Here is a 7579-nt window from a genome sequence, read left to right as displayed (position 1 = left end):
TACTCACATTTGTACAAAGTTTGGAACGGTACTGGATAGAGACTATAATGCGAGCTTGAACATCTTACAAAAGGGATTAGAAAAATTGCTTGTCACAAACTAAAGTCTACAAACTGTAGGGCAAGGTTATGTCCGAACAGTATAATCTACGCCTGTGGAGACTGTGTAAGACGTGGTGGGAAACCCTATTATGCAACGGTCTATGAAACAGGAAGCCTCTTCTTCAATCAGACCCTAAGGTGGATAAGGAGGGGTTATTCACCAGATAACAGCGGTTTATATGAAAGACTTAGCATTTATGATAATTTACTATTATTTTGTGACTTATAAGATTGTAAAAAAGCGGTAAGGCTTCTTCCAACAAATCATATTATAGAGGGCCTTGAAGAGGAAATTCATGGAAAAGGTTTCTCTGCCATTCAAGAGCATCTGATTAATAATGCGATTTGGGCTGTATTTCTGATTGTGATTTGTTTCTTTGTCTATAAAAAGAAACAATTAGACTAAAAAACTGGGCCAAAACGCTCAGTTTTTTTCTTTTTTTATCATTTCCTCGGAAATTTTGTAACTCCTATGCATATTTTTACAAATTTTGTCGAAAAGTAATTAGTTGTAGATTGTATAGGATGAATGAATCTTGTTCAAAATGATTGCTGAGGTGATGATAGAATGAGAGAGAGGGAAAACAAGAGGTCTTCTCGAAAAGTAGTACATTTATTTCAAAAGCGTTGGGTATTCCCGACACTATACATTGTGTGTGCAGCGGTGATTTTAACAGTTGCATTATGGTATCAGGCAGCGAATACGAAAAAGACGCCTGAGAAAAATGAAGCAACGCCGCAAAGCGTAAGTGAAATTCCTACAATGCCAGTCACAAAATCTTCAGAAGTCGTGAAGATGCCAACTGCAAATGCAGCAGAAGTTGTTGTAAAGAAGAAGTTTTACGAAGATAAAGCAGCAGCCGAGGAGCAAGAACAAGCACTTGTCTTTTATAACAACACATACTCTGCGAATACAGGAATTGATATCACAGCAAAAAATGGAAAAGAGTTTGATGTCACAGCGGCATTAAGCGGTACGGTTACAAAAGCGGAAAAAGATCCACTTCTTGGCTATGTTGTAACAGTTGACAATGGCAATGGCGTTACAACGTTTTATCAAAGCTTAGGCAGTGCAAAAGTGGAAAAAGGTGCGAAAATCAATCAAGGTGAAATGTTAGGGAAAGCAGGACTAAGTGAAATGAACAAAGAAGCAGGTTATCACGTTCATTTCGAAGTTCGTAAAGATAACGTTGCAGTAAACCCAGAACTTTACTTCGACAAGTCTGTTGCAGATATTAAAGTTGAAAAGCAAGAAAAGCAAAAAGAGGAAAAATCAACAAACGGTGCAACTGACGAGAAACAAAAAGAAGAAAAATCAACAAACAGCCCAGCTGACGACAAGAAAAAAGAAGAGAAATCAACAAGTGGCACAAATGATGAGAAGCAAAAAGAAGAAAAATCAACAAGTGGCACAAATGATGAGAAGCAAAAAGAAGAAAAATCAACAAACAGTTCAACTGACGATAAGAAAAAAGAAGAGAAGTCTACAAATAGCTCAGCAGGTCAAGATGATAGCTCTTCTGCTGAACAAACAGAGTAATATACGAAACCATCAGCCCTCTATACGAGGATTGATGGTTTTATTTTTATATAAAAATAATTAATATGTCTAAAAAAACCTGTAATAGCAAGGAAATTGGACAGAATTCTCGAATATATATTACTAAAAGGAGGGGATTACTTTACTATGTCATTGCTATTCGTTTTGTTGATTGCACTTATTTTATTGTTTGTTTTATCTTCATTATATTATTTGATTACAAGCAAAAGGGAAGTCCCCCGTCAAAGCCTTTGGGAAGAAAAAATAGATCAAGAAGAATGACGCTCTCATAAGGCGTCATTTTTTTTGTTCCTTAGGGCATATATAGGAAGGAAAACTTTCATTTTCACAGATTTCTCAAAAAAAATGTAATTTTTGTCACTGTAGTCCGCAAAAATACAGAACTTATAGCATATAAATACAATGCGGGCAATAGAATGGTATAAACCAAAGCAAAGAGAGTGTTTGAGGTGAGAAATCGTGAATCAATTTATTATAAATCCCAGGAAGTATAACGCTTACAAACAGCATTCGAACGTACATCCTAGTCATATGCAGCGAGTCTCATTTCACCCTTCTCACATCCAATTTAGGGAGGCGAGTGGTGTGCACGATTACATCAAAGAGAGAACAATCAAGATTGGCAAGTATATCGTGGAGACAAGAAAAACAGTTCGTGTGATTGCAAAGGAATTTGGTGTATCAAAAAGTACTGTGCATAAAGATTTAACAGAACGCTTACCAGAAATTAATCCAGAGCTCGCAAATGAAGTGAAGGAAATTCTTGATTATCATAAGTCAATTCGTCACCTCCGCGGCGGCGAAGCAACGAAGCAAAAGTATCAAAAAGAGGACACAGAAAAAATCGTGCGTCAATAATCTGACAATCAGGCAAACATTCCTAATGAAAGGTAAAAAAATTCGGTAGAATCTATTTCTTCAATATTACGTTTCTACAAAGAATATGCTAAAATTAGAAATTAGGTGTAAAGTATTCGGGTTAAGCCTGATTTATATATTGAGGAGGAAAACACAGGAATGTTTGCGAGAGATATCGGAATTGACCTTGGCACGGCCAACGTATTGATTCATGTAAAAGGTAAAGGGATTGTATTAAATGAACCGTCTGTTGTGGCGATTGACCGCAATACGGGAAAAGTATTAGCGGTAGGTGAAGAAGCAAGACGCATGGTAGGGCGTACACCTGGAAACATTGTAGCGATTCGTCCGCTAAAAGATGGTGTAATTGCTGATTTCGAAATTACAGAAGCGATGTTAAAACATTTCATCAACAAACTAGACGTAAAAGGCTTCTTATCAAAACCTCGCATTTTAATTTGCTGTCCAACAAACATCACATCTGTAGAACAAAAAGCTATTCGTGAAGCTGCTGAGAGATCTGGCGGTAAGAAAGTATACTTAGAAGAAGAACCAAAAGTAGCTGCTGTTGGTGCTGGTATGGAAATCTTCCAACCAAGCGGAAATATGGTTGTAGATATTGGCGGAGGTACAACGGATATTGCAGTACTTTCTATGGGCGATATCGTTACCTCCTCTTCCATTAAAATGGCGGGCGATAAGTTTGATATGGAGATCTTACACTATATTAAACGTAAGTATAAGCTATTAATTGGGGAACGTACAGCAGAAGATATTAAAATTAAAGCAGGTACAGTATTCCCAGGTGCACGCAGTGAAGAACTTGAAATTCGCGGCCGTGACATGGTAACAGGTCTGCCTCGCACAATTTCAGTATGCTCTGAAGAAATCACAGAGGCACTAAAAGAAAACGCAGCTGTTATTGTACAAGCTGCAAAAGGTGTATTAGAACGTACACCGCCTGAATTATCTGCTGATATCATCGACCGCGGCGTTATTTTAACGGGCGGCGGAGCACTACTGCACGGCATTGACATGCTTCTTGCAGAAGAATTAAAAGTACCTGTATTGATCGCGGAAAATCCAATGCACTGTGTAGCAGTTGGAACAGGTATCATGCTTGAGAACATCGACAAATTACCACGCCGCGCTTTACTATAAGTAAGAAAGAACGTTAGGTATATTGCCTAATGTTCTTTTTTATATTTATCTTTAAAAATATATAGTTTTTGCGAAAAATGTAGAAATACAAAGGAAAACGGAGAAAAATAAACCTTTACTGATATATTTTAGCAAATTTGCCATTTTTCATATTAGAAATGGTTATACTATAATGAAGCCGAATACGACACATGAGGCAATATGCCTCCTGGCATATTGCCTTCCCCTAACTTGGGCATGCACTCTTTTTTACCTCCGTGTCAACTGTATTTATTTCTGTTATACCAAAGTTTGTAGGAAAGAAAGAGTGTATGCATTTTTTTGAAGCGATACGAAGCAGGAAAGACTGCTTCGTTTTTTTCATAATGACAAATAATGAATAAAGTGGGATAATAATATATAACCAAGTACTAAGACTAATTTCTAAAAAAGGAGCGATATATTAATGTTGAACATAGAGCAAATTAAAGAAATTATCCCGCATCGTTATCCATTTCTACTTGTTGATCAAGTTCTTGAAGTAGAAGAAGGAAAACGTGCGGTTGGTATTAAAAACGTATCGGCAAATGAAGAATACTTTAACGGCCATTTCCCTGACTACGCGGTAATGCCTGGAGTATTAATCGTTGAGGCACTTGCACAAGTTGGAGCAATTGCTGTTTTAAAGAAAGAAGAAAACCGCGGCCGCCTTGCTTTCTTTGCTGGTATTGACAACTGCCGTTTCAAAAGACAAGTACGTCCGGGCGATCAACTTCGTTTAGAAGTAGAAATGACGCGTGTACGCGGTCCGATTGGCAAAGGAAAAGCAGTCGCAACAGTAAACGGTGAGGTTGCTTGTGAAGCGGAAATTACATTTGCGCTTGGAGATAAGAAGGAATAATTTTAAAAAGGACGCTCGGGTAGAGTGTTCTTTTTTATGAAGAAATTTCACTATATGTATATTTTTGAGTAAGAATAGTTTGTGTAATAAAACCTGCTGTGTATAACTTCTTAATCCGTTTTCTCAACAACATACAGAATAGAGTGAAAATATAGAATAAACATATTGTCAAATACATGTATTTTATGTATGATTCTTATATCTAGTTAACTATAAAGAACGATATTATCATATAAAAAATAAATAAGTTTATTTTGTTGGAAATAAGCGTATAATACGTTTTTTATAACTTAGTTTTATTATATAATGATGTATCGAATGGATACTATTAATAGGGAGATTATATAGATTCTTCATGTTCCCATGTTAGGGAATAAAATTTTTTATGCATTGAAAATTCTACTAAAGATAGGTATAATTTGTACGATTTATATGATAAGCATCTTTTTTATCTTTTAATTTTTATATAAAGAAGAATAAATGCAATATAATGATAATTATGAATTCAATCCGTTCTTTTTAAAGAACAGATTGAGGGGTGTCATATATGTGTTGTGTTTCATAAGAAAAGGAGAGATTTGTTGTGTTCGGTAAACAGAGACAGACAGAACGAAAATTAGTAGCACATTATGAACCAAAATCGCAAATTGCCGAGCAGTACCGGAATATTCGTACAAATATTCAATTTACAGCGGTAGATAGTGACGTACGTTCTATTGTTGTGACTTCGTCTTGTACAGGAGAGGGAAAAACAACGACAATTGCCAATTTAGCAGTCGTATTCGGACAACAAGGGAAACAAGTATTAGTAATTGATGCAGATATGAGAAAGTCAAAGCTGCATGAGATGTTTCATATTCACAATCAATTTGGCTTAACGAATGTTCTATCGGGGCAAGCTTCGTTTGAGCAGTGTGTACATAAAACAGAAATAGAAAACGTGTCGTTCTTGCCATCGGGTCCCATTCCGCCAAACCCGGCAGAATTATTAAGCTTTCGTATGATGGGAGAAATGCTAGAGCAGGCATATGCAGCATTTGATATCGTGTTAATTGATACACCGCCTGTGCTCGCTGTAACAGACGCACAAATTGTAGCGAATCGATGCGACGGGATTATTTTAGTTGTGCGCAGCGAAGTGACAGAAAAAGCCCAAATCGTGAAAACGAAACAACTATTAGACAACGCTTCTGGTAAATTGTTAGGAGTTGTTTTGAATGACAAAAAGCAACAAACGGATCAATATGGATACTATTAATAGAGAAAACCTATGACAGAAAAATCATAGGTTTTCTCTATCTATTTAATGTTTCACGAGTAATCGTTTTTATGGAAAAAAGGTTTTTTGTGGAAATTTTGTGGAGAATGTTGTAAATTTTAATGGTTTTATGTAAAATCATATGTGTTGGTCTTATTAGAAGGATATAAAAAATTAACATATCTATATTAAAATGACATGAAAAATTAACATTTCTGTATTAATAATGGTATATGATTGTACTATAATTTATTTTTCGTGTGAAAAACTGAAAACTGGAGGAAGTTATGGAGGAAACGATTAGTTTAAAAGAGTTATTTCAAATTTTACGAAAACGCCTAGCAATGATCCTATCAATTACATTTGGTGCCGCTATTATTAGTGCAGTTGTAAGTTTTTTCTTTATAACGCCAATCTATCAAACTTCTACGCAAATTCTTGTTAACCAAAAGAAACAAGAAGGAGCAACATTTCAATCTGGTGAAATTCAAACCAATATTCAATTAACAAATACATATAAAGTAATTATTAAAAGCCCAGTTGTTTTGGATCAAGTAAAAGAAAAACTAAATTTAGACATGACAACACAAGCTTTAACGCAGAATATTGATGTTGCAAATGAGAAGGATTCTCAAGTTATCTCGGTAACTGTCAAAGATAAAGATCCAAAGTTAGCGCGTGATATTGCAAACACAACAGCAGAAGTGTTTAAAGGTGAAGTTGCGAAGATTATGAACGTAGATAACGTAACCGTTCTTTCAAAAGCGGAAATAGCCGAACATCAATCACCAATTAAACCACGTCCGTCGTTAAACATTGCAATTGCAATTGTTGTTGGATTAATGGCTTCTATCGGTCTTGCATTCTTACTAGAATACTTAGACAACACAGTGAAAAAAGAAGAAGATATCGAAGCGTTACTTGGTTTACCTGTATTAGGGGTTGTAGCGCGGATGGATGAAGGAGAAAAAGGATTCAAGACACATGCATCATCAGCGAAGAGGGTAGGGGGGCATACAATTGGCTCTTAAAGGTTTATTCCAGAAAAATAACAATTATCGTCAACGTCGTCAATTAATCGCACATAACCAGCCGAAGTCTCCGGTAGCAGAACAATTTCGTAACATTCGTACAAATATTGAATTTGCGGCAATAGATACGAATATTCATTCTTTAATGGTAACATCTCCAAGCCCAAGCGAAGGAAAAACAACAACAGTAGGGAACATCGCTGTTGTATTTGCCCAGCAAGGAAAGAGAGTACTACTTGTCGATGCAGACTTACGGAAACCAGCTCTGCACCAAATGTTCCAAGTCGATAATATTTTCGGTTTAACAAACATTTTGACACATGGTGAAAGATTTGAAAAATGTGTGCAAACAACAAATGTTGAAAATCTATATTTTCTTCCGTGCGGACCGATTCCGCCAAACCCAGCAGAGCTGCTTGGTTCTAAGACCATGAAAGAATTTCTCGGACAAGCTTACAACATGTATGATTTAGTCATCTTTGACTTGCCGCCGATTTTGCCAGTATCAGATGCACAAATTATGGCAAATCAATGTGACGCATCTCTGCTTGTTGTACGCAGCGCATACACGGAAAAAGAAGCAGCATTAAAAGCAAAAAGGTTACTAGAAGCAGCAAAAGGTAAATTATTAGGTGTTGTTCTGAACGACCGTGAACGTGAGCAAAGCTTATATTACTATTACGGCACAAATTAAAGAGAAGAGGTGTGTGGAATACGCACACCTGGCGC

Annotated in this window: 8 protein-coding genes and 1 pseudogene; all 9 read left to right on the top strand. The window is 36.3% G+C overall.

From position 1 onward, the window contains the following. Positions 1 to 246: 246 nt before the first annotated feature. Positions 247 to 327, top strand: a pseudogene (locus CN326_RS25605) (ABC transporter ATP-binding protein); the annotation flags it as partial. A 342-nt stretch (positions 328 to 669) separates the two neighbouring features. Further along, positions 670 to 1641 carry a stage II sporulation protein SpoIIQ gene (gene spoIIQ / locus CN326_RS18370; RefSeq protein ID WP_098310420.1) on the top strand — a complete coding sequence of 324 codons (972 nt, stop codon included), beginning with the start codon at positions 670 to 672 and terminating at the stop codon, positions 1639 to 1641. A 147-nt stretch (positions 1642 to 1788) separates the two neighbouring features. Further along, a complete protein-coding gene (locus CN326_RS18365; protein ID WP_098310419.1) occupies positions 1789 to 1923 on the top strand; it encodes an ABC transporter ATP-binding protein in 135 nt (44 codons plus the stop codon). A gap of 324 nt (positions 1924 to 2247) precedes the next feature. After that, positions 2248 to 2520 carry a sporulation transcriptional regulator SpoIIID gene (spoIIID, locus tag CN326_RS18360; protein ID WP_020061467.1) on the top strand — a complete coding sequence of 91 codons (273 nt, stop codon included), beginning with the start codon at positions 2248 to 2250 and terminating at the stop codon, positions 2518 to 2520. A 159-nt stretch (positions 2521 to 2679) separates the two neighbouring features. Continuing rightward, positions 2680 to 3681 (top strand): rod shape-determining protein, encoded by a 1002-nt coding sequence (mreB, locus tag CN326_RS18355; protein WP_098310417.1) that lies wholly within the window; start codon positions 2680 to 2682, stop codon positions 3679 to 3681. Between the two features lie 445 nt (positions 3682 to 4126). Next, on the top strand, positions 4127 to 4561 hold the full coding sequence (gene fabZ / locus CN326_RS18350) for a 3-hydroxyacyl-ACP dehydratase FabZ (protein ID WP_035430592.1): 435 nt from the start codon (positions 4127 to 4129) through the stop codon (positions 4559 to 4561). Positions 4562 to 5144: 583 nt separating this feature from the next. Next, positions 5145 to 5819: a CpsD/CapB family tyrosine-protein kinase gene (locus CN326_RS18345; RefSeq protein WP_098310416.1), complete on the top strand. Its 675-nt coding sequence runs from the start codon at positions 5145 to 5147 to the stop codon at positions 5817 to 5819. Positions 5820 to 6106: 287 nt separating this feature from the next. After that, positions 6107 to 6850 (top strand): YveK family protein, encoded by a 744-nt coding sequence (locus CN326_RS18340; RefSeq protein ID WP_098310415.1) that lies wholly within the window; start codon positions 6107 to 6109, stop codon positions 6848 to 6850. Beyond that, the gene (locus tag CN326_RS18335; RefSeq protein ID WP_098310414.1) at positions 6840 to 7544 is read left to right on the top strand and encodes a CpsD/CapB family tyrosine-protein kinase; all 705 of its coding nucleotides are present in this window, start codon (positions 6840 to 6842) and stop codon (positions 7542 to 7544) included. The genes CN326_RS18340 and CN326_RS18335 overlap by 11 nt, the downstream gene beginning before the upstream one ends. Positions 7545 to 7579 lie beyond the last annotated feature (35 nt).

This window comes from Bacillus sp. AFS018417 (assembly GCF_002560985.1).
Lineage (GTDB): Bacteria > Bacillota > Bacilli > Bacillales > Bacillaceae_G > Bacillus_A > Bacillus_A rhizoplanae.
The sequence above is the reverse complement of the archived record's forward strand: the minus strand, read 5'-3'. Positions and strand labels throughout refer to the sequence as shown.